The organism is Algoriphagus sp., assembly GCF_029254265.1.
Classification (GTDB): Bacteria; Bacteroidota; Bacteroidia; order Cytophagales; family Cyclobacteriaceae; genus Algoriphagus.
In genome coordinates this window covers 19,520-41,886 of sequence record NZ_JAQWXX010000110.1, presented here as the reverse complement: position 1 = coordinate 41,886, position 22,367 = coordinate 19,520, and the positions used below count along the sequence as shown (strand labels likewise).

The 22,367-nt window shown below is 40.6% G+C and carries 25 protein-coding genes and 4 tRNA genes; all 29 read left to right on the top strand.

All coding sequences use genetic code 11. From position 1 onward, the window contains the following. The first annotated feature begins 120 nt into the window (after nt 1–120). The 29 genes from P8O16_RS16930 (at nt 121) to rplN (ending at nt 22,365) form a co-directional block, all read left to right on the top strand. A tRNA-Tyr gene (locus P8O16_RS16930) sits at nt 121–203 on the top strand. A gap of 71 nt (nt 204–274) precedes the next feature. Next, a tRNA-Gly gene (locus P8O16_RS16925) sits at nt 275–347 on the top strand. 40 nt (nt 348–387) lie between these two features. Continuing rightward, nucleotides 388–459, top strand: a tRNA-Thr gene (locus P8O16_RS16920). 60 nt (nt 460–519) lie between these two features. Then, nucleotides 520–1,707 carry an elongation factor Tu gene (gene tuf, locus P8O16_RS16915; protein WP_075349307.1) on the top strand — a complete coding sequence of 396 codons (1,188 nt, stop codon included), beginning with the start codon at nt 520–522 and terminating at the stop codon, nt 1,705–1,707. 112 nt (nt 1,708–1,819) lie between these two features. Further along, a tRNA-Trp gene (locus P8O16_RS16910) sits at nt 1,820–1,893 on the top strand. 15 nt (nt 1,894–1,908) lie between these two features. Continuing rightward, complete coding sequence (gene secE / locus P8O16_RS16905) at nt 1,909–2,097, top strand: preprotein translocase subunit SecE (protein ID WP_075349308.1); 189 nt, start codon at nt 1,909–1,911, stop codon at nt 2,095–2,097. 18 nt (nt 2,098–2,115) lie between these two features. Continuing rightward, nucleotides 2,116–2,673, top strand: coding sequence for a transcription termination/antitermination protein NusG (nusG, locus tag P8O16_RS16900; RefSeq protein WP_075349309.1), 558 nt, complete (start codon nt 2,116–2,118; stop codon nt 2,671–2,673). 3 nt (nt 2,674–2,676) lie between these two features. After that, the gene (gene rplK / locus P8O16_RS16895) at nt 2,677–3,120 is read left to right on the top strand and encodes a 50S ribosomal protein L11 (RefSeq protein ID WP_075349310.1); all 444 of its coding nucleotides are present in this window, start codon (nt 2,677–2,679) and stop codon (nt 3,118–3,120) included. A gap of 10 nt (nt 3,121–3,130) precedes the next feature. Beyond that, nucleotides 3,131–3,829, top strand: coding sequence for a 50S ribosomal protein L1 (gene rplA, locus P8O16_RS16890; protein ID WP_075349311.1), 699 nt, complete (start codon nt 3,131–3,133; stop codon nt 3,827–3,829). A 2-nt stretch (nt 3,830–3,831) separates the two neighbouring features. Continuing rightward, a complete protein-coding gene (gene rplJ, locus P8O16_RS16885; RefSeq protein ID WP_300316589.1) occupies nt 3,832–4,374 on the top strand; it encodes a 50S ribosomal protein L10 in 543 nt (180 codons plus the stop codon). Nucleotides 4,375–4,417: 43 nt separating this feature from the next. Beyond that, complete coding sequence (gene rplL / locus P8O16_RS16880) at nt 4,418–4,801, top strand: 50S ribosomal protein L7/L12 (protein WP_300316588.1); 384 nt, start codon at nt 4,418–4,420, stop codon at nt 4,799–4,801. A 156-nt stretch (nt 4,802–4,957) separates the two neighbouring features. Continuing rightward, nucleotides 4,958–8,833, top strand: a complete 3,876-nt coding sequence (rpoB, locus tag P8O16_RS16875; protein WP_300316587.1) for a DNA-directed RNA polymerase subunit beta — start codon at nt 4,958–4,960, stop codon at nt 8,831–8,833. 49 nt (nt 8,834–8,882) lie between these two features. Further along, nucleotides 8,883–13,196: a DNA-directed RNA polymerase subunit beta' gene (gene rpoC, locus P8O16_RS16870; RefSeq protein WP_300316586.1), complete on the top strand. Its 4,314-nt coding sequence runs from the start codon at nt 8,883–8,885 to the stop codon at nt 13,194–13,196. 60 nt (nt 13,197–13,256) lie between these two features. Then, nucleotides 13,257–13,580 (top strand): DUF3467 domain-containing protein, encoded by a 324-nt coding sequence (locus P8O16_RS16865; protein WP_300316585.1) that lies wholly within the window; start codon nt 13,257–13,259, stop codon nt 13,578–13,580. A 98-nt stretch (nt 13,581–13,678) separates the two neighbouring features. Further along, the gene (rpsL, locus tag P8O16_RS16860; protein ID WP_075349317.1) at nt 13,679–14,089 is read left to right on the top strand and encodes a 30S ribosomal protein S12; all 411 of its coding nucleotides are present in this window, start codon (nt 13,679–13,681) and stop codon (nt 14,087–14,089) included. Between the two features lie 18 nt (nt 14,090–14,107). Beyond that, nucleotides 14,108–14,575 (top strand): 30S ribosomal protein S7, encoded by a 468-nt coding sequence (gene rpsG / locus P8O16_RS16855; protein ID WP_075349318.1) that lies wholly within the window; start codon nt 14,108–14,110, stop codon nt 14,573–14,575. A 5-nt stretch (nt 14,576–14,580) separates the two neighbouring features. Further along, complete coding sequence (gene fusA, locus P8O16_RS16850) at nt 14,581–16,701, top strand: elongation factor G (RefSeq protein WP_300316584.1); 2,121 nt, start codon at nt 14,581–14,583, stop codon at nt 16,699–16,701. A gap of 12 nt (nt 16,702–16,713) precedes the next feature. Beyond that, nucleotides 16,714–17,019, top strand: a complete 306-nt coding sequence (gene rpsJ, locus P8O16_RS16845; protein ID WP_024284766.1) for a 30S ribosomal protein S10 — start codon at nt 16,714–16,716, stop codon at nt 17,017–17,019. Nucleotides 17,020–17,263: 244 nt separating this feature from the next. Beyond that, complete coding sequence (rplC, locus tag P8O16_RS16840; RefSeq protein WP_075349320.1) at nt 17,264–17,896, top strand: 50S ribosomal protein L3; 633 nt, start codon at nt 17,264–17,266, stop codon at nt 17,894–17,896. Between the two features lie 3 nt (nt 17,897–17,899). Beyond that, complete coding sequence (rplD, locus tag P8O16_RS16835; RefSeq protein ID WP_300316583.1) at nt 17,900–18,529, top strand: 50S ribosomal protein L4; 630 nt, start codon at nt 17,900–17,902, stop codon at nt 18,527–18,529. Between the two features lie 4 nt (nt 18,530–18,533). Further along, nucleotides 18,534–18,821 carry a 50S ribosomal protein L23 gene (rplW, locus tag P8O16_RS16830; RefSeq protein WP_300316582.1) on the top strand — a complete coding sequence of 96 codons (288 nt, stop codon included), beginning with the start codon at nt 18,534–18,536 and terminating at the stop codon, nt 18,819–18,821. 13 nt (nt 18,822–18,834) lie between these two features. Then, complete coding sequence (gene rplB / locus P8O16_RS16825) at nt 18,835–19,659, top strand: 50S ribosomal protein L2 (protein ID WP_075349323.1); 825 nt, start codon at nt 18,835–18,837, stop codon at nt 19,657–19,659. Between the two features lie 2 nt (nt 19,660–19,661). Continuing rightward, entirely contained in the window at nt 19,662–19,940 is a 279-nt protein-coding gene (gene rpsS, locus P8O16_RS16820; protein ID WP_075349324.1) for a 30S ribosomal protein S19, read from the top strand. A 2-nt stretch (nt 19,941–19,942) separates the two neighbouring features. Continuing rightward, nucleotides 19,943–20,335, top strand: a complete 393-nt coding sequence (rplV, locus tag P8O16_RS16815) for a 50S ribosomal protein L22 (protein WP_075349325.1) — start codon at nt 19,943–19,945, stop codon at nt 20,333–20,335. A gap of 9 nt (nt 20,336–20,344) precedes the next feature. After that, nucleotides 20,345–21,076: a 30S ribosomal protein S3 gene (rpsC, locus tag P8O16_RS16810; protein ID WP_075349326.1), complete on the top strand. Its 732-nt coding sequence runs from the start codon at nt 20,345–20,347 to the stop codon at nt 21,074–21,076. Nucleotides 21,077–21,099: 23 nt separating this feature from the next. Further along, complete coding sequence (gene rplP / locus P8O16_RS16805) at nt 21,100–21,519, top strand: 50S ribosomal protein L16 (protein WP_075349327.1); 420 nt, start codon at nt 21,100–21,102, stop codon at nt 21,517–21,519. Between the two features lie 9 nt (nt 21,520–21,528). After that, nucleotides 21,529–21,711, top strand: a complete 183-nt coding sequence (gene rpmC, locus P8O16_RS16800; RefSeq protein ID WP_075349328.1) for a 50S ribosomal protein L29 — start codon at nt 21,529–21,531, stop codon at nt 21,709–21,711. Between the two features lie 19 nt (nt 21,712–21,730). Then, nucleotides 21,731–21,994: a 30S ribosomal protein S17 gene (rpsQ, locus tag P8O16_RS16795; protein WP_075349329.1), complete on the top strand. Its 264-nt coding sequence runs from the start codon at nt 21,731–21,733 to the stop codon at nt 21,992–21,994. Between the two features lie 2 nt (nt 21,995–21,996). Next, nucleotides 21,997–22,365 (top strand): 50S ribosomal protein L14, encoded by a 369-nt coding sequence (gene rplN / locus P8O16_RS16790; protein WP_075349330.1) that lies wholly within the window; start codon nt 21,997–21,999, stop codon nt 22,363–22,365. Nucleotides 22,366–22,367 lie beyond the last annotated feature (2 nt).

The window sequence follows — 22,367 nt, the reverse complement described above, 5'->3', positions numbered from 1 at the left end:
TAATGTAAAATATCATCAAATTTGAAAACCATGTTTTGAATCTTTGGGAAAAGCCTATAATTTTGCCATCCGTTACGAAAGGTACGCCTGTTTAATCGCAGGGAATTTGACATTAAAAAAGGGGGAATACCAAAGCGGCCAACTGGGACGGACTGTAAATCCGTTGACTTATGTCTTCACAGGTTCGAATCCTGTTTCCCCCACACCATTGCTTTAATGCGAAATTTTTTTCTAATTTTGCATTGCAAAAAAAATTCGGCTTAGCCGGATACAAGCGGGAGTAGCTCAGTTGGTAGAGCGGCAGCCTTCCAAGCTGCAGGTCGCGGGTTCGAGCCTCGTCTCCCGCTCTGTGTTTTTCTTAGTAATGAGGAAAGCATGAGGGTCTAAGCCGACGTAGCTCAGGGGTAGAGTACTTCCTTGGTAAGGAAGGGGTCACGGGTTCAATTCCCGTCGTTGGCTCAAATCGGCTTTAATAATTAACTAAATATATCTTTAAACTTAAACTGAGGATTTTCACGCATGGCAAAAGCACAATTCGACCGTTCCAAGCCGCACGTTAACATCGGTACGATTGGACACGTAGACCATGGCAAAACTACTTTGACTGCTGCCATTACTACGGTATTGGCTTCAAAGGGTCTGTCTGAATTAAGAGATTTCTCTTCTATCGACAACGCTCCGGAAGAAAAAGAAAGAGGTATCACCATTAACACCTCTCACGTGGAATATCAAACTGAAAAGAGACACTACGCTCACGTAGATTGCCCTGGACACGCTGATTACGTAAAAAACATGGTAACTGGTGCCGCTCAAATGGATGGCGCTATCCTAGTGGTAGCCGCAACTGACGGACCAATGCCTCAAACTAGAGAGCACATCCTTCTGGCTCGCCAGGTTGGTGTACCTCAACTAGTGGTATTCATGAATAAAGTTGATATGGTTGATGATCCTGAGCTTCTTGAGCTTGTGGAGATGGAGATCAGAGAACTTCTTTCATTCTATGAATTTGATGGTGATAACATCCCTGTAATCGCTGGTTCTGCACTTGGTGCATTGAATGGTGAAGAAAAGTGGGTTAACACTGTAATGGAACTTATGGACGCTGTAGATAGCTTCATTCCACTTCCAGAAAGAGCAATCGACAAAGATTTCTTGATGCCAGTTGAAGACGTATTCTCGATCACAGGTCGTGGTACTGTAGCAACCGGTAGAATTGAAAGAGGTGTAATCAACTCTGGTGAGGCGGTAGACATCATCGGTATGGGAGCTGAAGGCTTGAAGTCTACAGTAACTGGTGTTGAAATGTTCCGTAAGATTCTTGACAGAGGTGAAGCGGGTGATAACGTAGGTCTATTGCTTAGAGGTATTGAAAAATCACAAATTAAGCGTGGTATGATTATCTGTAAGCCAGGGTCTGTGAAGCCTCACTCACACTTCAAAGCTGAAGTTTACGTTCTTTCAAAAGAAGAAGGTGGACGTCACACTCCATTCTTCAACAGATACAGACCTCAGTTTTACCTAAGAACAACTGACGTAACTGGTGAGATCACTCTTCCAGAAAACGTTGAAATGGTAATGCCAGGTGACAACGTAACGATTGAAGTAAATCTTCTTTCAGCAGTAGCGCTTGAGAAAGGACTTCGTTTTGCGATCCGTGAAGGTGGTAGAACAGTAGGTGCTGGTCAGGTTACTGAGATTCTTGATTAATCAAAATTGATTATAAGATAAACAATGCGACCCTAATTATTTTGGGGTCGCATTTGTTTCTTAAGAGATCTTTCCCTAATTTTGCGTTCCCATTAGCGGAGCTTTCATTCACACGGGCATAGTTCAACGGCAGAATAGCGGTCTCCAAAACCGTTGATGGGAGTTCGAATCTCTCTGCCCGTGCCAATAAGTAAGTACACTATGAATCTGAAAAACTTTGTTCTGGAGTCTTATGATGAAATGAAAAATAAGGTCACATGGCCTAAATATTCATTTCTTCAAAATAGCGCAGTATTGGTATTGGTAGCTTCCCTAATTTTTGCACTTTTTATAGGTGTTATTGACTTGGGATTTGAGAATATCATGAAATGGTTTTATGATTTATTCTAATTGAATTGACATTACAGAATGGCTGAACATAAGTGGTACGTACTCAGAGTAGTAGCGGGACAGGAAAAAAAGACTAAAACCTATCTGGAGAATGAAATCTACAGAGAGAAGATTGAGGAATTTATTCCTGACGTGTTAATTCCTTCTGAGAAGGTATATGAGATGCGGAATGGTAAAAAGCGTGTTAGGGAGAGAAACTTCTTTCCTGGTTACGTATTAGTCCATGCAGATCTTTCGAATGGTGAAGCCAATCACGTAATAACAAGTATTCCGGGAGTAATCGGTTTCTTAGGTTCAAACTCCGGGGGAGCTTCCAAAACCCCTGAGCCATTACGTCAGTCAGAAATCAATCGTATTTTAGGTAAGGTTGAAGAAATTGATGAGTTTGCTGAGAAACTGGATACACCATTTATAGTTGGAGAAACCGTTAAAGTAATGGACGGTCCATTCAGTGGGTTTACCGGGACAATAGAGGAGATATTTGAAGAGAAGAAGAAATTGAATGTTATGGTCAAAATCTTCGGAAGAAATACTCCTGTAGAATTAAACTTTATACAAGTAGAAAAACAAGACTAAGCAATGGCTAAGGAAATCACTGGTTATTTAAAACTACAGGTGAAAGGTGGCCAGGCAAACCCGTCGCCTCCAGTTGGTCCGGCTCTTGGTTCCAAGGGTCTGAACATCATGGAGTTTTGTAAGCAATACAATGCACGTACCCAGGATAAAATGGGTCAAGTGCTTCCGGTATTGATTACCATCTACTCTGATAAGTCTTTTGACTTTGTAGTAAAAACACCTCCCGCAGCTAATTTGCTGCTTGAGGCTGCAAAGATCAAAGGCGGATCTGCTGAGCCAAACCGTAAGAAAGTAGGCTCTGTATCCTGGGATCAGGTAAGAGAGATAGCAGAGGTAAAAATGCCTGACCTTAATGCTTTCAAAGTCGAGTCTGCCATGAAAATGGTAGCAGGGACAGCACGAAGCATGGGTATCACAGTATCTGGTAAAGCCCCTTGGGAAGTATAAACAAAAAACAATGGCTAAGTTAACAAAAAAGCAAAAAGAAGCTCTTTCTAAGTACGACCCAAGCCAAGTGTACTCCCTTGAGGCAGCTTCTTCTATTTTGAAGGAAATATCATTGGCAAAATTTGACGCTTCGGTAGATGTCAACGTTCGTTTGGGCGTAGATCCACGTAAGGCTGATCAAATGGTAAGAGGTGTAGTAGCCCTTCCTCATGGTACAGGCAAAGACATCAAAGTATTGGTGCTTTGTACTCCTGATAAAGTAGCTGAAGCAACCGAAGCAGGTGCAGATTACGCAGGCTTGGACGACTACATCGCGAAAATCGAAGGCGGATGGACTGACATTGATGTCATTATCACTATGCCCAACGTTATGGCGAAGGTAGGTAGATTGGGTAGAGTATTGGGACCACGCGGTCTTATGCCTAACCCTAAATCAGGAACAGTTACTCTAGATGTAGCTAAAGCTGTAAAAGAAGTAAAAGCTGGTAAGATCGACTTCAAAGTTGATAAATTTGGAATTATCCATGCCGGTATTGGTAAAGTTTCTTTCTCACCTGAGCAAATTCAGGAAAACGTGAAAGAATTGATCCTTACTATTTCTAAGCTGAAGCCTTCTTCATCTAAAGGAACGTATTTCAAGAGTATATATTTATCCAGTACAATGTCTCCTGGAATTGCAGTAGACAAGGGTAGCATTCAAGGTATTTAATCATGACTAGAGACGAAAAGAAAGTAATAATCGACGGTCTTACTGAGAAGTTCAAAGAAACCCCTTTCTTCTACATTACTGATGCTTCAGGTTTTTCTGTTGCACAGACCAATTCATTCCGTAGAGCATGTTTCGAAAAAGGTATTGAGTACAAAGTGTACAAAAATACTCTTATCGCAAAAGCTTTGGAAAACTTGGATGCTGACTATTCAAAGTTATCATCAGAGGCATTGAAAGGATTCTCTGGAATTTTATTCTCAAAAGAGACAAGTAATTTACCAGCAAATTTGTTGTTGGATTACAGAAAAAAAATAGGCAAAAAAGAGACTAGACCAGTTTTTAAGGGTGCTGCTATTGATACTGATGTTTTCATTGGTGACGCTAACCTTGAAATGCTGTCTAAGCTAAAGTCAAAGCAGGAATTGCTTGGCGATCTAATTGGATTGCTACAATCTCCAGCAATGAACCTTCTTTCTGCATTGCAAAGTGGTCAAAACAATTTGACCGGAGTGCTTAAAACGCTTGCAGAAAGAGAAGAAAAATAATACTTAAAAAATCATTCAAACAAAAAATTAAATTTCAAATACAATGGCAGATCTTACACAACTTGCAGATCAGTTGGTAAACTTGACTGTAAAAGAAGTTAAAGAATTGACAGATATTCTTAAGGATCAGTATGGCATCGAGCCTGCTGCTGCTGGTGCAGTAGTAGTTGCAGGTGGCGGAGCTGGTGCTGGAGAAGCTGCAGCTGAAGAAGAGAAGACATCTTTTGATGTAATCTTGAAAGCAGCTGGTGCATCTAAGCTGGCAGTTGTTAAACTTGTTAAGGAATTAACTGGTCTTGGTCTTAAGGAAGCAAAGGATCTAGTAGATTCAGCTCCAAAGGCACTTAAAGAAGGCGTAGCAAAAGACGAAGCTGAAGGCTTGAAGAAGTCTTTGGAAGAAGCTGGTGCTGAAGTAGAGATTAAATAATTTGCTAAGCCGAGACTTCTAGGTCGAGGCTCAGCACCTAAGACCTGACTATTTTAGTCAGGTCTTTTCCTGTTTATGCACAGGTACTAAATTGCATTATTCCAAGCGAAAATTGACTTATTTCGCTAATTAATTTCACCATAAACATATACTACCTTGGCTATCAAGAATCAAACCGAAAGGAAAAGTTTCTCCTCCATTAAGGTGGTCAAAGACTATCCGGATTTTCTAGATATTCAGCTGCAGTCGTTCAAAGACTTTTTTCAGTTGGATACTCCTGCCGAAAAACGCCGGGCAGACGGCTTATTTAAAGTATTCGCAGAAAACTTCCCAATAAGTGATTCCAGAGAGAATTTTACTCTAGAATTTATTGATTATGCAGTAGACCCTCCAAAATATAGTGTTGGCGAATGCATAGACCGTGGCTTGACCTACTCCGTTCCATTGAAAGCAAAACTCAGATTGCTTTGTCATGATGAGGATAATGAGGATTTCGAGACAATAGAACAAGAAGTATTCTTGGGTAATCTTCCGTATATGACGGAAAAAGGTTCATTTGTAATCAATGGCGCAGAAAGAGTTATTGTATCTCAACTTCACCGTTCTCCGGGTGTGTTCTTTGCACAGAGTAAGCATACCAATGGTACGAAATTATATTCTGCAAGAATTATTCCTTTCAAAGGATCTTGGATTGAATTTGCTACAGACATTAATAATGTCATGTACGCATATATTGATCGTAAGAAAAAATTCCCTGTAACTACCTTACTAAGGTCAATTGGATATGGAACTGACAAGGATATCCTTGATCTATTCGGTTTATCTGAGGAAGTAGCTACTACAAAAGCAGCTTTGAAAAAAGTAGCTGGTAGAAAGCTTGCTGCACGTGTTCTTAGAACATGGGTAGAGGATTTTGTTGATGAGGATACTGGGGAGGTAGTTTCAATCGATAGAAATGAAGTCTTACTTGAGCGGGATACTGTCCTTACTGAAGAAGATATTGAAATGATTTTGGACTCAGGTGCTAAAAGCATTATTCTTAATAGAGAAGATGTCAATGTAGCTGAATTCTCAATCGTTTATAATACACTACAAAAAGATAACTCCAACTCCGAAAAAGAAGCTGTAGAAGTAATTTACCGTCAGTTAAGAAATACTGAGGCTCCTGATGAATCTACAGCTCGAGAGGTGATTCACAGTTTATTTTTCTCGGATAAGAGATATGATCTTGGTGAAGTTGGTCGATATAGAATCAATAAAAAGCTTGGTCTTGATATTGATCCAGAAAAAATTGTATTGACCAAAGAAGATATTATTTACATCGTAAAGTACTTGATCGGTTTGATCAATTCTAAAGCGGTAGTCGATGATATTGATCACCTTAGCAATAGAAGAGTGCGGACAGTTGGTGAGCAACTTTACAGTCAGTTCGGAGTTGGTTTGGCTAGAATGGCAAGGACGATTCGTGAGCGAATGAACGTTAGAGATAACGAAGATTTCAAGCCTGTAGATTTGATTAATGCAAGAACACTTTCTTCAGTGATCAACTCATTCTTCGGAACAAATCAGCTTTCTCAATTTATGGATCAGACCAACCCATTGGCTGAATTAACCCATAAGAGAAGACTTTCAGCTTTGGGTCCAGGTGGACTTTCAAGAGAAAGAGCAGGATTTGAGGTACGAGATGTTCACTATACGCACTACGGACGTCTTTGTACTATTGAAACTCCTGAAGGACCAAATATTGGATTGATCTCTTCGCTTTGTGTTCACGCAAAAGTGAATTCCATGGGATTCCTTGAGACTCCTTATCGAAAAGTGAAAGATGGAAAAGCTGGAATGAAGGCTGAGGATATAGTTTTCCTAACTGCAGAAGAGGAAGATGATCATAACATTGCTCAGGCAAACGCTCCTCTGAATGAGTCTGGAAAGTTCATAAATGAGAAAGTAAAAGCAAGATTTGAAGGTGATTTCCCTGTATTGGAACCTTCTGAGATTACTTATATGGACGTAGCTCCTAACCAAATTGTATCTGTAGCAGCTTCACTTATTCCATTCTTGGAGCATGATGATGCGAACAGAGCTTTGATGGGATCAAACATGCAGCGTCAGGCAGTTCCACTTCTTAAAGCCGAGGCTCCTATTGTAGGAACTGGTCTGGAAGCTAAAGCTGCGGTTGACTCAAGATCTTTGATAATTGCGGAAGCTGATGGTGTCGTAGATTATGTAGATGCTCGTAAAATCGTCATCAAATATGATCTTACTGAAGATGAGTTATTGGTGAATTTCACTGACGAATACAAATCTTATGATTTGATTAAGTTTAGAAGAACAAACCAAGATACAACCATCAACTTAACTCCTTTAGTATTAAAGGGCGATAAGATCAAGAAGGGTCAAGTTTTGGTTGAAGGTTATTCTACCAATGAAGGTGAACTTGCTTTAGGTAAAAACCTAAAAGTAGCATACATGCCTTGGCAGGGTTACAACTTTGAGGATGCGATTGTGATCTCCGAGCGAGTTGTGCGTGAAGATGTCTTCACTTCTATCCACGTAGAAGAATTTCAGCTTGAGGTAAGAGATACAAAAAGAGGTGAGGAGGAATTAACTTCTGAAATCCCTAACGTTTCTGAGGAGGCTGTCAAAAACCTTGATGAAAATGGTGTAATCAGCATCGGAGCCGAGGTGAAGGAAGGTGATATCATAATTGGTAAAATCACTCCTAAAGGTGAAACTGATCCTACACCGGAAGAAAAACTACTAAGAGCAATCTTTGGAGATAAGGCTGGTGATGTGAAAGATGCTTCTTTGAAAGCTTCTCCATCCTTGAATGGTGTAGTGATAGAGACCAAACTATTCTCAAGACCTAAAAAGGATAAAGATGTTCGGGTTAAAGCTAAAGCTGAAGTTGAAAAACTGAAAGCAAAGTACTCTAGAGATCTTTTGTCTATTAGGGCTAAAATGATAAATAAGCTTGTAGCTATTCTGGATGGTAAAACTTCTCAGGGAGTGAAGCACAAATTTGGAGATGAGATCATCTCTAAAGGAACAAAGTTCAATGCTAAAAACATTGAAAATAACTTGTTCCCTGCTAAAAATCCTTATAGAGATGAGAGTAACTACAACGTTCCTGAAGAGGCTAACCTCATTGCAGATATCATTCTTGATGACTGGACTAAAGATGATTACACCAATACTTTGGTTTCTCAACTTGTAAAGAATTTTGTCAATTCCAGAAATGAGATCAGCGGTAACTTTAAAAGAGAGCGATTTACGCTTGAAGTTGGAGATGAGCTTCCTGCCGGAATTGTACAACTTGCTAAAGTTTATATCGCTAAGAAGCGTAAACTTAAAGTAGGTGATAAAATGGCTGGTCGTCACGGTAATAAGGGAATTGTAGCCCGTATCGTAAGAGACGAAGATATGCCATTCTTAGAGGATGGAACTCCTATGGATATCGTATTGAATCCGCTTGGTGTACCTTCTCGAATGAACATCGGACAGATCTTCGAAACAGTACTCGCTTGGGCGGGTCAGAAGCTAGGTAAGAAGTATGCTACACCTATTTTCGATGGAGCTACCTTAGAAGAAGTGTCAGCAGAATTGGAATTGGCAGGATTGCCAGCTTACGGAAGAACCTATCTTTATGATGGTCTTTCTGGAGTGAAATTCGATCAGCCAATTACAGTTGGGGTAGCCTACATGTTGAAACTTGGTCACCTAGTTGATGATAAGATGCACGCAAGATCTATCGGGCCATATTCATTGATTACGCAGCAACCGTTGGGTGGTAAAGCTCAATTTGGTGGACAGCGATTCGGTGAAATGGAAGTTTGGGCGTTGGAAGCATTCGGTGCTTCTCACGTACTGCAAGAGATCTTGACTGTGAAGTCTGATGACGTAATCGGTAGAGCAAAAGCTTATGAAGCTATTGTGAAGGGTGAAAACCTTCCTAAGCCTAATATTCCTGAATCATTCAATGTATTGGTTCATGAGTTGAGAGGTTTGGCTCTTGAAATTACTCTAGATTAATTAAGCGAATTAGGGCTCGCAAGAGCCCTTTACATATCTTCAAAAAACTATGGCGTTCAGAAAAAATAAAAAACTTAACAATGATTTTTCAAGAGTCACTGTCAGCCTAGCTTCTCCAGAATCAATTCTGGATAGCTCAAATGGTGAGGTGACCCAGCCAGAGACAATCAACTACAGAACCTACAAACCTGAAATGGGTGGTTTGTTCTGTGAGCGAATCTTTGGTCCAGTCAAAGACTGGGAATGTCATTGCGGAAAGTACAAGCGCATCAGGTATAAAGGTATTATCTGCGACCGTTGTGGTGTAGAGGTTACTGAAAAGAAAGTAAGAAGAGAGCGAATGGGCCATATCGAATTGGTTGTTCCAGTTGCTCACATCTGGTATTTCAAATCACTTCCAAATAAAATTGGCTACCTATTAGGATTGCCTACTAAGAAGCTTGATCAGATTGTTTACTACGAGCGTTACGCAGTAGTTCAGGCGGGTATCAAAGCAGAAGAGGGAGTGCAATATCTAGACTTCTTGACTGAAGACGAGTATTTGGACATTATGGACAAGCTCCCTAAGGAAAACCATATGCTCGATGATGAGGATCCAAATAAATTTATTGCTAAAATGGGGGCTGAGGCTCTAGAGATGCTTTTAGCTAGAATTGACCTGGATGATTTGTCTTATTCATTAAGACACCAAGCGGCCACAGATACTTCTCAGCAGCGTAAGGCGGAAGCTTTAAAGCGACTTAAAGTAGTAGAAGCTTTCCGTGATGCAAGAACCAGAATTGAAAACCGCCCTGAGTGGATGGTTGTTCGTATGGTTCCAGTGATTCCACCAGAATTGCGTCCATTAGTTCCTTTGGATGGAGGTCGTTTTGCGACGTCTGATTTAAATGACCTTTATAGAAGAGTAATCATTAGAAATAACCGTTTGAAGCGATTGATTGATATCAAAGCGCCAGAGGTGATTTTGAGAAACGAAAAGCGAATGCTTCAGGAAGCTGTAGATTCACTTTTTGATAACTCTAGAAAAGTAAATGCGGTAAGATCCGATGGAAACCGTGCCTTGAAGTCTCTTTCTGATATGTTGAAAGGTAAGCAAGGTCGATTCCGTCAAAACTTGCTCGGAAAGCGTGTGGATTATTCCGGACGTTCGGTGATCGTAGTAGGTCCTGAATTGAAGCTTCACGAGTGTGGTCTTCCTAAAAATATGGCAGCTGAGCTTTTCAAGCCTTTTATCATCCGGAAACTGATTGAAAGAGGAATTGTTAAGACCGTAAAATCAGCCAAGAAAATTGTTGATCGTAAGGATCCGGTAGTTTGGGATATTTTGGAAAATGTGTTGAAAGGACATCCAGTTCTTCTAAACCGTGCTCCAACTCTTCACAGATTGGGTATCCAAGCTTTCCAACCAAAATTGATCGAAGGAAAAGCAATCCAGCTTCATCCATTGGTGTGTACTGCATTTAACGCCGATTTTGACGGTGATCAAATGGCAGTTCACGTACCGCTTGGACATGAAGCAATATTGGAAGCTTCTACTTTAATGCTTTCCTCGCATAATATCCTTAACCCTGCCAATGGTGCTCCGATCACGGTACCATCTCAGGACATGGTTTTGGGACTTTATTATGTGACCAAAGGAAAGAAATCTACTCCTGAGGAGCCTGTGGCTGGTGAAGGAATGACATTCTACAGCACTGAAGAAGTGATAATTGCAATGAATGAGGAGAAAATCTCCAAGCATGCAAATATCAAGTGTAAAGTAAACGTCAGAGATGCTGAGGGTACTATTACTAGTCAAATCATTGATACGGTAGCAGGCCGATTGATTTTCAATCAGTTTGTACCGGATGAGGTAGGTTATGTAAATGAGCTATTGACTAAGAAAAAACTTCAGCAAATTATTGCAACAGTAGTTAAAGTTTGCGGAATGGCCCGTACGGCTCAATTCCTTGATGACATCAAGAACCTTGGATTCCAAATGGCATATAAGGGTGGCTTGTCAATGGGATTGAACGACGTAATTATTCCAGCTGAGAAAGAACCAATGATTGCGAAAGCAAAAGAAGAGGTTGATCAGGTTTGGAATAACTACTTGATGGGTCTGATTACAGACAATGAAAGATATAACCAGGTAATTGATATCTGGACTCGAACCAACTCTCATTTGACTAACAATCTTATGAAGCAGATGGAAGAGGATAAGCAAGGTTTCAATGCGATCTACATGATGATGCACTCTGGAGCTAGAGGTTCTAGAGAACAGATTCGTCAGCTGGGAGGTATGAGAGGATTGATGGCTAAGCCACAGAAAAACCTTCAAGGTTCTGTTGGTGAAATCATCGAAAACCCAATTCTTTCTAATTTCAAAGAAGGACTGGATGTATTGGAATATTTCATCTCAACACACGGTGCACGTAAAGGTCTTGCTGATACTGCATTGAAAACTGCCGATGCTGGATACTTAACCAGAAGATTGGTGGATGTTGCACAAGATATGATTATCACTGAAGATGATTGTGGAACATTGAGAGGATTGATCGTTCAGCCATTAAGAGACAACGACGAGATTGTTGAGCCACTTTCTGAGCGAATCTTGGGAAGAGTTTCTGTACATGATTTGTATGATCCAGTTACTGATCAATTGATCGTTGAAGCTGGTTCTGAAATCGATGATGAAGTAGCTCGTATCGTAGATGAGTCAACAATCGAAGAAGTAGAGATCAGATCAGTATTGACTTGCGAAACTCGTAGAGGAGTATGTGCTAAGTGTTATGGTCGAAATCTTTCTACTGGTAACATGGTTCAAGAAGGAGAGTCTGTAGGTGTTATTGCAGCTCAATCTATTGGTGAGCCAGGTACTCAGCTTACACTTAGAACATTCCACGTAGGTGGTACTGCTTCGAACATGGCTGTTGAAGCTTCTGTTCTTGCAAAGTTTGAAGGTGTGGTTGAGTTTGACGAAGAATTGAGATGGTTAGAAACAACCAACAAAGAAGGTGAACCCCTTTCTGTTGTTATGGGTAGATCTGGTGAAATCAAAATTAATGATTCCAAAACTGGAAAAACTTTAGTTTCAAATCACGTTCCTTATGGAGCTATCCTTAATGTTAAGGATGGTCAAAAAATCGCTAAAGGTGAGTCACTTTGTAAGTGGGATCCTTATAACGCGGTAATCCTATCTGAATTCGATGGTAAAATCGAATTTGATGCAATCGTGGAAGGAGTAACTTTCAAAGAAGTTGCTGATGATCAGACTGGATTCCGTGAGAAGGTAATCATTGATACAAAAGATAGAACCAAAAACCCTGCGATTCTTGTCAATTATGGTGATGAATCAAAAGGATATAACATTCCAGTTGGAGCTCACTTAGCTGTTGAAGCTGGTGAAAAAGTAAAAGCTGGACAGATTTTGGTGAAAATCCCAAGATCAGTCGGTAAGACCAGAGATATTACTGGAGGTCTTCCTAGAGTAACAGAGCTTTTCGAAGCAAGAAATCCATCCAATCCGGCTGTGGTATCTGAAATCGATGGTGTAGTAACTTACGGAGGAATCAAAAGAGGTAATAGAGAAATTATCATTGAATCTAAAGATGGTGTTATAAAGAAATACATGGTATCTCTTTCGAAGCATATTTTGGTTCAGGAGAATGACTTTATCAGAGCTGGTGAGCCATTGTCAGATGGTGCAATCACTCCAAATGATATTCTATCGATCAAAGGACCAACTGCTGTACAGGAGTATTTGGTGAATGAGATTCAGGAAGTTTACCGCCTTCAGGGTGTGAAAATTAACGATAAGCATATTGAGGTAATTGTATCCCAAATGATGCAGAAAGTTGAAATTCTTGATGCTGGTGATACCGGATTCCTTCAAAATCAAGTAGTTGATAAGTGGGCTTTCCGTGAGGAAAATGACAATATCTTGGATAAGAAAGTAGTAATGGACGCTGGTGAATCTTCTACATTGAAGCCAGGAATGATCATTTCTGCAAGAAGACTAAGAGATGAGAATTCGAGCTTGAAGCGTAAGGATCTTAAACTGGTGACAGTAAGAGATGCAGAGACAGCAGTTTCTAAGCCAACCTTGCAAGGTATCACTGCAGCTTCTTTGGGTACTGAAAGCTTTATCTCAGCAGCTTCTTTCCAGGAAACCACCAAGGTGCTTTCTGAGGCAGCCATCAGAGGTAAGCGAGATGAGCTTAAAGGCTTGAAAGAAAACGTAATTGTAGGTCACTTGATCCCTGCTGGTACTGGTCAAAGAAGACTTCAGTCCATTATTGTAGGATCTCAGGAGGAATACGATAAGCTATCTGATAGTATCGAGAGAAGTAACTCTAAGAGAACCAGTGAAGCTATCCTTTAATAGGGTTTAAATATGAATGGAAAGGCCTGTATTCGTACAGGCCTTTTTTAATCAAATACTATGGAAGACGAGAAAGAAAAAAACAGAGCAAATCAACAAATCAATATTGAGCTATCTGAAGAAGTTGCTGAAGGTGTTTATTCTAATTTGGCTATGATCGCTCATTCCAATTCTGAGTTTGTTATAGATTTTATCCGACTTATGCCGGGTGTTCCCAAAGCTAAAGTGAAATCACGAGTAATTGTAACTCCTGAGCATGCAAAGCGACTTTTGGCAGCATTAAAGGATAACATAGAAAAGTATGAGGCCGCGTTCAGGAAGATTAACCAATCCGGTGGAGCCCCTCAATTCCCAATAAGTTTTGGGACTCCAGGAGAGGCTTGATAAAAATATAACTTCCTAAGTTTGTTCCTTTTATTAAGTTCATTACCTTTGCAGTCCAAAATTTAACAGTTTACAGGAAAACTAAATTTTATCAGTTAATGCCTACTATTCAACAATTAGTAAGAAAAGGTAGAACTACACTGGAAACCAAATCTAAATCAAGAGCTCTGGATTCATGTCCACAGCGAAGAGGAGTTTGTACCAGAGTATATACTACAACCCCTAAGAAGCCTAACTCCGCGATGCGTAAAGTGGCTAGGGTGAGATTGACAAACGGAAAAGAAGTGAATGCTTATATTCCTGGAGAAGGTCACAATCTACAAGAGCACTCGATCGTATTGATCAGAGGTGGTCGTGTGAAGGATCTACCAGGTGTGAGATATCACATCATCCGAGGTGCACTTGATACTGCAGGAGTAAAAGACCGTAAGCAAGGTCGCTCTAAGTATGGTGCTAAAAGACCGAAAGCAGGTAAGGGTGCTCCAGCTGCTCCGGCAAAAAAGAAATAATCAAAACATTCAAAAGAAATGAGAAAAGCGAAACCAAAGAAGAGATATATTCTTCCTGATCCAAAGTTCAATGATACCTTGGTAACCAAGTTTGTGAACTGTCTAATGGTAGATGGGAAGAAGAGTATTGCTTACAACATTTTCTACGATGCAGTAGAGAAGGTAGAATCCAAAGTAGGTGAGAATGGTCTTGAAGTTTGGAAAAAAGCGCTTAACAATATTGCTCCATCCGTAGAGGTGAAGAGTCGTAGAGTTGGTGGTGCTACATTCCAAGTTCCAATGGAAGTCCGACCTGAAAGAAAGATGGCCCTTGGAATCAAGTGGATGATCAACTATGCTCGAAAAAGAGGTGAGAAGACTATGATGGATCGTCTTGCTGGAGAAATCATTGCCGGTGCAAAAGGCGAAGGTGCTGCAGTGAAGAAAAAAGATGATACACACAGAATGGCTGAGGCTAACAAAGCATTCTCACACTTTAGATTTTAATTAGGATGGCAAGAGACTTAAAATATACAAGAAACATAGGCATTGCTGCGCACATTGATGCTGGTAAAACCACTACCACTGAGCGTATCCTTTTTTACTCCGGTGTATCTCACAAAATTGGTGAGGTTCACGATGGAGCGGCTACAATGGACTGGATGGCACAGGAGCAAGAGCGTGGAATCACGATCACTTCTGCAGCAACAACAGTTTTTTGGAACTACAGAGATCAAAAATATCAAATAAACATCATCGATACTCCAGGTCACGTGGATTTCACTGTAGAGGTGAACCGCTCTCTTCGAGTATTGGATGGTCTGGTTTTCCTGTTCAGTGCTGTGGATGGTGTTGAACCACAGTCTGAGACCAACTGGCGATTAGCTGATAATTATAAAGTAGCTCGGATCGGATTCGTTAACAAAATGGACCGTGCAGGAGCTAACTTCCTTGAGGTGTGTAAGCAAGTAAAGGAAATGCTTGGAAGCTATGCTGTTCCTTTGCAAATCCCGATAGGGGCAGAAGATAAATTCCGTGGAGTAGTTGATTTGATCAACAACCGGGCTATTGTTTGGAACGAAGATGACTTTGGAATGACTTTCAACGAAGTCCCGATTCCAGAAGACATGATTGAGGAAGTAGAAGAGTGGAGAGAGCATTTGCTAGAAGCAGTTGCTGACTACGACGAGTCTTTGATGGAGAAATTTTTCGAAGATCCAAACTCAATTACTGAAGAAGAAATTCTAAGCGCATTGAGAAAAGCAACTATCGACATGAAAATTGTCCCTATGGTTTGCGGTTCTTCTTTCAAAAATAAAGGTGTACAAACTATGCTTGACCTAGTGATGGAACTTCTTCCTTCACCACTGGACAAGGATGATATCATCGCTCATGACCGTGAGGACGAAGAGTTGGAAGTTAGAATCTCTCCTGACGAAAAAGAGCCATTTACTGGTTTGGCATTTAAAATTGCTACCGATCCTTTCGTTGGTCGTCTTTGCTTCGTAAGAGCATATTCTGGAATTCTGGAATCTGGTTCTTATGTATTCAATAGCCGATCAGGAAATAAAGAGCGTATCTCTCGTGTATTCCAAATGCATGCGAATAAGCAAAATCAGATCGAGAGACTAGTAGCAGGTGATATTGGAGCCGTTGTTGGTTTCAAAGACATTAAGACAGGTGATACACTTTGTGACGAAAAGCGTAAAGTAGTATTGGAATCAATGGTTTTCCCAGAGCCTGTTATCGGTTATGCTATTGAGCCTAAGACTCAAGCAGATGTAGATAAACTAGGTATGGCTATCGCCAAGCTAGTAGAAGAAGATCCTACACTTCAAGTAAATACTGATCACGAGACTGGTCAGACTATCTTGAGAGGTATGGGAGAACTTCACCTTGATATCATCATTGACCGATTGAAGCGAGAGTTTAAAGTTGAGATCAACCAAGGTGCTCCTCAGGTTGCTTACAAAGAGGCTTTATTTGGCTCAGTAGAGCACAAAGAGGTTTACAAGAAGCAGACAGGTGGTAAAGGTAAATTTGCTGATATCGTATTCGAACTTGGTCCTAAAGATCCTGATCCTGAGACTGGAGAAATCAAGCCAGGTCTTGACTTCGTCAATGGTATCGTAGGTGGTGTAATTCCAAAAGAATTCATTCCTTCTATTCAAAAGGGATTTGCCGAGAGTATGAAAAACGGACCTCTTGCAGGATACCCAATTGAATCTATGAAGGTGAGATTGTTCCATGGCTCTTTCCACGACGTCGATTCTGATGCGCTTTCTTTTGAACTTGCGGCAAGAATTGGTTTTAAAGATGCAGCTAAGAAATGTAAGCCTCAACTGCTTGAGCCAATTATGTCTGTTGATGTAGTGACTCCTGACGAATACACTGGTCCAATTACCGGTGATTTGAACAGAAGAAGAGGGCTTATGAAAGGTATGGATACAAAAGGTACATCCTCAGTAGTAAGAGCTGCAGTTCCTTTGTCAGAGTTATTCGGTTACATTACCGATTTGAGAACAATTACTTCAGGTAGAGCAACGGCATCATTGACGTTCTCTCACTACGAGCCAGTTCCAAATAACATTGCAGAAACTGTAATTGCTAAAGTTAAAGGTCAGAAAGACTAATCAAAAATTGCGATGAATCAGAAAATTAGAATAAAACTAAAATCATACGATCATAGCCTGGTGGATAAGTCATCAGAGAAGATCGTGAAGGCAGTGAAAGCCACTGGCGCAGTCGTAGTAGGCCCAATTCCATTGCCTACTAAGAAGGAGAAGTTCACAGTATTGAAATCTCCACACGTAAATAAGAAAGCTAGAGATCAGTATCAACTTTGTACTTACAAAAGGCTAGTTGATATCTATTCAAACTCTTCTAAAACTGTAGATGCCTTGATGAAAATCGAGCTTCCATCAGGTGTAGATGTAGAGATCAAAGTTTGATCGGACTTTCAAAATAAAGTAAAAGGCCTGTTTTTCGAAGCAGGCCTTTTTATTGAAAGCCCTTTTAAAATACTTCAATTAGGTTTTGAATCAAATTTTAAGGAAAACGAGCTAATTATTTTCTAATACTTTGAAAATATAGGAGTTCCGGTTTGTTGCAGAATTTTATTTCAGTAACTTTGCAGTCCTTTAAAAGGGCCCAAGCAAATAATTGTTTGTGGATTATCAAAATATCTTAGTATAGATGTCTGGTATTATAGGAAGAAAAGTAGGTATGACTAGCATTTTCAGTGCCGATGGACGTAATGTCGCATGCACGCTAATAGAGGCTGGTCCTTGCGTAGTGACGCAAGTAAAAAACGTCGAAACAGACGGGTACAACGCAGTGCAGTTGGCTTATGGTGAGCGTAAAGAGAAAAATACGCCAAAACCATTAGTCGGTCATTTCAAAAAGGCCGGCACAACGCCAAAGCAGAAAGTTGTTGAGTTCAGAGATTTCCGGGTCGAATTTGAAGGCCAGGTTGATTTAGGAGCTACTGTGAAGAGTTCAGAAGTGTTTGTTGAAGGTGACTTCATCGATGCAATTGGAACTTCAAAAGGTAAAGGATTCCAAGGTGTGGTTAAACGTCATGGATTTGCTGGTGTAGGTGGACAAACCCACGGTCAGCATAACAGAGCGAGACACCCAGGTTCAATTGGTGCATGTTCATGGCCATCCAGAGTATTCAAAGGAATGAGAATGGCTGGAAGAACTGGCGGAGACAGAGTAAAAGTGATCAACCTTCGAGTGTTGAAAATTTATGCTGAGCAAAATCTCTTGTTAGTTTCTGGTTCAGTACCGGGTCCTAAAAATTCTTTCGTTATTCTAGAGAAGTAAGCCATGGAATTAGCAGTAATTAATCATAAAGGAGAAGACACAGGTAGAAAAATCAGCTTGTCTGATGAGATTTTCGCAATTGATCCTAACGATCACGCAATCTACCTTGATGTTAAGCAGTACTTGGCCAACCAAAGACAGGGGACGCACAAGTCAAAAGAAAGAAACGAAATAGCGGGTTCTACTAAGAAGATTAAAAAGCAAAAAGGTACCGGTGGTGCTAGAGCTGGATCTATCAAGTCGCCGCTTTTCCGAGGAGGAGGAAGAGTATTTGGCCCACAGCCAAGAGATTATTCCTTCAAATTGAATAAGAAAGTAAAGCAACTAGCTAGAAAATCTGCTTTATCTTATAAGGTAAAGGACAATAGTCTGATGGTATTGGAAGATTTATCTTTCGATTCTCCAAAGACTAAGAGCTTTTTAGCACTACTTAATGGATTATCTCTTACAGATAAGAAAACAATCTTGGTACTTCCTGAGGAAAACAAGAATGTTTATCTGTCTAGCAGAAATCTTCCTAAGTCAAAAGTTGTGACTGTAAATGATGTAAATACTTACCAACTCTTGAATGCTGACCATTTGGTTATCTGTGAAGGATCTGTAAGTAAATTGGAAACCATTTTATCGAAATAAGACAATGGATATTCTAAAGCAGCCCCTAATTACAGAAAAGATTTCCGCCATGAACGAAAGAGGCGTTTATGGGTTCATCGTAGAAAAAACTGCGAAGAAACCTGAAATCAAAAATGCTGTAGAGAAAACGTTTGGTGTAAAAGTGGTGTCTATCAGAACCATGAGATATGCTGCAAAGCATAAATCGAGATATACCAAAGCTAAAGTTGTGTCAGGTTTTACAAATTCCTTTAAAAAGGCAATTGTAGAAGTAGCTGACGGAGAGGTAATTGATTTTTACGGAGAAGTTTAATTGAATCAATATCATGGCAATTAAAAAGTTAAACCCTGTTACTCCTGGAACGAGATTTAGAGTGGCTCCAGCTTTCACCGAGATTACCTCGGCTAAGCCAGAGAAATCTCTTCTTGCTCCATTGAAGAAATCAGGAGGTAGAAATAATGAAGGTAAGATGACTGCTCGCTATATCGGCGGAGGTCATAAGAGAAGACTCAGAATTGTAGACTTCAAAAGAAACAAGTTTGGTGTACCAGCTACTGTAAAGAGCATAGAGTACGATCCAAATAGAACGGCTCGTCTAGCCCTACTTTATTACGCTGACGGTGCTAAAACCTACATTATCGCTCCGGAAGGTTTGTCAGTAGGACAAACAGTGATTTCCGGTGAGAAAGTTGCACCAGAAGTGGGCAACGCTATGCATCTAGAGAACATTCCAATGGGTACAATTGTACACTGTGTGGAATTGAAGCCTAATAAGGGTGCAGCTATGGTAAGAAGTGCTGGTGGATATGCGCAGATCGTGGCCCGTGAAGGGAAATACGTGACTGTAAAACTTCCTTCAGGCGAGATGAGAATGGTTCTAGGAGTTTGTATGGCTACAGTTGGTACTGTATCAAATGGCGATCATATGAACGTAGTATTGGGAAAAGCAGGTCGTAAGAGATGGCTTGGAGTTAGACCTCGGACAAGAGGTGTGGCTATGAACCCAGTCGATCACCCTATGGGTGGTGGTGAAGGTCGTTCTTCTGGAGGACATCCAAGATCAAGAAAAGGTCTATTGTCTAAAGGTAAGAAAACCAGATCTCCAAAGAAGTATTCAAACAAGTTCATCATTAGCAAAAGATCTAAATAATTATGGCACGTTCATTAAAAAAAGGTCCTTATATCGAGCACCATTTAGTAAAAAAGGTGGATGCATTGAACGAATCAGGAAAGAAGTCGGTAATCAAGACTTGGTCAAGAAAATCAATGATTTCTCCAGATTTCGTAGGACATACCTTCGCTGTGCATAATGGGAATAAGTTCATTCCAGTATTTGTAACAGACAACATGGTAGGTCATAAGCTAGGTGAATTTGCTCCTACCAGAAATTTCAGAGGCCACATCGCCAAAAAAGATAAAGGAAAGAGATAATCATGGAAGCAATAGCAAGATTAAATAACGTTCCTACTTCTCCGCGTAAAATGCGCCTTGTGGCTGACCTTGTCAGAGGCAAGAGAGTAGGATTAGCACTTAGCATTTTGAAGTTTACTCCAAATCACGGTGCCCTTAGACTAGAGAAATTGCTGCTTTCAGCAGTAGCTAACTGGCAAGCAAAAAACCCGGATGCTAAGTTGGAAGAAGCTGACCTCTTCATCAAAACTGTAATGGTAGATGAGGGTAGATCTCTTAAGAGATTAAGACCTGCCCCTCAAGGTAGAGGACATAGAATCCGCAAAAGATCAAATCATGTAACCTTGGTAGTAGATGCATTCATCGACCAGGACGTTACCGCTGATGTAGTAGAAACAAACGAAAAGGCAAATTAAGAACAGACTATGGGACAAAAGATCAACCCAATAGGATTTAGACTTGGTGTAGTCAAAGGCTGGGATTCCAACTGGTATGGTGGGAAAGACTTCGCTGAAAAACTATACGAAGATCAGCAAATCCGTAAGTACGTCCTTGCCAGAATCCCTAAGGGAGGAATTTCCAAGGTAATCATTGAGCGAACGCTTAAGAGAATTACCTTGACAATTCATACTGCCCGTCCAGGAGTCGTAATTGGTAAAGGTGGAGCCGAAGTAGATAAGCTGAAGGAAGAATTGAAAAAAATCACCAACAAGGATATTCAGATAAATATCTTTGAAATTAAGCGACCAGAAATGGATGCTAAATTAGTAGGTGAGTCAATCGCTCAGCAACTTCAAGCAAGAATTTCTTTCAGAAGAGCAATGAAGCAATCCATTGCGGCGACCATGAGAGTGGGTGCAGAAGGAATTAAAGTTAAACTTTCAGGACGTCTAGGTGGAGCTGAAATGGCTCGATCTGAAATGTACAAAGAAGGAAGAATTCCTCTTCATACTTTAAGAGCAGATATTGATTACGCACTTTCAGAGGCTAAAACAGTCTATGGGATTATAGGAATCAAAGTTTGGATCTTTAAAGGTGAGGTTTATGGAAAGAGAGATCTTTCTCCAAACCAAGGTGCTGCTAATGAGCCTAAAGGCCCACGTAATGCAGGTCCTAAGAGAGATAATGGTCCTAGACGAAGAAAAAGAAATAACTAATTTTCACCCTTAAGTGAGAACTCATGTTACAGCCAAAAAGAACTAAATATAGGAAAATGCACAAGGGCCGTGTCAAAGGTCTTGCACAAAGAGGGCATTCGCTTTCTTTTGGCAACTTTGGCATAAAATCCCTTGAGCCAGGATGGATCACCTCCCGTCAGATCGAGGCAGCTCGTATCGCAATGACGAGAGCGATGAAAAGAGAAGGTCAAGTTTGGATCAGAATTTTCCCTGACAAACCGATCACTAAGAAGCCCGCAGAAGTTCGTATGGGTAAAGGTAAAGGTGCTCCAGAGTATTGGGTTGCAGTTATCAAACCAGGAACGATTCTTTTCGAGGCAACAGGCGTAAGCTTGGAAACCGCTCAGGAAGCGTTGAGACTTGCCCAGCAGAAGCTACCGGTAAGTACCCGATTTGTTGTTCGTAGAGATTACGCTGAATAATAAAGCACTATGAAAAATACCGAAATCAATTCACTTTCCGCAAGTGAAATTGCAGAGCGAGTAGTCGCAGAGAAAGAGAACCTGACCAAACTTCGGTTTGCTCACTCAATTTCTCCAATAGAGAATCCTAATAGAATCCGCGAGACCAAGCGCTTTATCGCAAGATTAAAGACTGCATTGGCTGCCAAATAACTAGCTAACAGAAAAACAAATGGCTACGATAGAGAGAAATCTTCGAAAAGAAAGAATTGGTAAAGTGGTAAGTAACAAGATGGACAAGTCCATCACCGTAGCAGTAGAACGTCGCGTAAAGCACGCTATGTACGGTAAGTTTATTTCCAAAACTACCAAATTGATGGCTCATGACGAGAAAAATGAATGTAACCCTGGTGACACGGTTAAAATCAGCGAAACTCGTCCGCTGAGTAAGAATAAGCGTTGGAGAGTAGTTGAAATTATTGAGAGAGCTAAATAATTATGATACAGCAAGAATCCAGACTAAGCGTAGCGGATAACTCAGGTGCCAAAGAGGTATTAGTAATCCGTGTGTTGGGTGGAACCAAGAAGCGTTATGCTTCCATTGGTGACAAAGTTGTAGTGACTGTGAAGTCAGCTCTTTCGTCCAGCAATATGAAAAAAGGTACCGTTTCAAAGGCGGTTATTGTCAGAACTAGAAAAGAAATAAGAAGAAAAGATGGTTCTTATATTCGATTTGAGGACAATGCAGCTGTTTTATTGAACAACAATGACGAACCAAGAGGAACCCGTATTTTCGGTCCAGTGGCTAGAGAGTTGAGAGAGAAGCAGTTTATGAAAATCGTTTCATTAGCCCCTGAAGTATTGTAATC